Consider the following 1,219-nt stretch of genomic DNA (forward strand, 5'->3'; position numbering starts at 1 on the left):
CCGTGATGTCGGTCGGCTGCATCCGTTCGCGAAGCTGCGCGACCACCTCGGCCACCGCCGGCTCGCGGCGCGCCAACTCGGCCTGCCAGCCGGCGCGCTCGTGGCGCGGCAGGTCGCCCACCTGGTCGAGCAGCAGCGAGATGCGGTTGACCTCGGCCGGTGTCAGGTCCTGGGCATTCATGCCTCTTCCATCAGGTGCAGCAGGAAGGCGCGCGCCTTCTCCCATTCGCGCTCGACGGTGCGCGTGGAGGTGCCGCGCGCCTCGGCCACCTCGCGGATCGACAGCCCGGCGAAGTAGCGCAGCTCGACCAGCTCGTGGAACTGCGGCGACAGGCGTTGCAATACGTCGAGTGCGGCGCCCATCGCCATCAGGCGCCGGTCGTCGATCGCCTCGGCCTCGATGCCGGTGGTCAAGGTGACCAGCAGGTCACCGCTGCCGCGTTTCTGGGCGTGGCGCTCGCGCACGTGGTCGATGACGACGCTGCGCATCACGCGGGCCACGTAGCCGAAGAAGGCTGGGCGGTCGGAGGCTTTGAGTCGGCCCTCGCCGGACAGCTTCAGGAAGCTCTCGTGCACCAGCGAGGTGGTGTCCAGGTCGTCCAGCCCGCCGCTCCGGTAGAGCCGGCTGTGCGCCATGCGCTTCATGTCTGCGTAGACCAGCTCGAACAACCGGCTCGAAGCCTGCGGATCACCGGATTGCGCCGACCGAAGCAGATCGGTCATTTCCGTCATCGACGTGTCTCACTACAAGGCGGAGCGGTCGAGTATGGGAAGGGGCACGGGGAGCGTCAAAGTACAGATTGAGGATGGGGCTTCACCCGTTTGGGGGGTGATGTCGGATACCTCGGGCTCAAAGCCAGGCCGCAGCCTCTCGTTCATGTTGTCGCTCTCGCTTACAAGGCCCCCTTCAATTCAGGCGTTCTGCCGAACTCATTCATCACCTCTCTCGACGCTCCGTGAGCCAACAACAAGTTGAATACCTCTTCCGTCTTTGCATAATGCAACGCCGTATTCCCCATGTCACCGACCAAATTCACGTCCAGGCCAGCCTTCAATAGAAGCTCAACGGCGCGCCTGTCCCCACATTGTGCGGCGATGTGCAGCAGTGAATCCCCATTGGAATCACAATACCCTATTGAATCAATAGGACTCCCCGGGTCATCTGACTCATAGTTTATCAAGTAGCCGTACTTCTCTTGCAGCTCTCGCACTTCAGATT

The 1,219-nt window shown here is 62.9% G+C and carries 3 protein-coding genes; all 3 read right to left on the reverse strand.

What is annotated here, in order from left to right; translation table 11 throughout:
- On the reverse strand, positions 1-181 hold a 181-nt coding region (locus tag AC1D01_RS35530; RefSeq protein WP_477874342.1), incomplete at its 3' end, for a hypothetical protein.
- The gene (locus AC1D01_RS35535) at positions 178-723 is read right to left on the reverse strand and encodes an ECF-type sigma factor (protein ID WP_477874344.1); all 546 of its coding nucleotides are present in this window, start codon (positions 721-723) and stop codon (positions 178-180) included. The genes AC1D01_RS35535 and AC1D01_RS35530, both read right to left, overlap by 4 nt.
- Positions 724-893: 170 nt before the next feature.
- Positions 894-1,219, reverse strand: a 326-nt coding sequence (locus AC1D01_RS35540; RefSeq protein WP_477874346.1) for an ankyrin repeat domain-containing protein, incomplete at its 5' end; no start/stop codon positions are given.

This window comes from Rhizobacter sp. P3_B12, assembly GCF_056402895.1.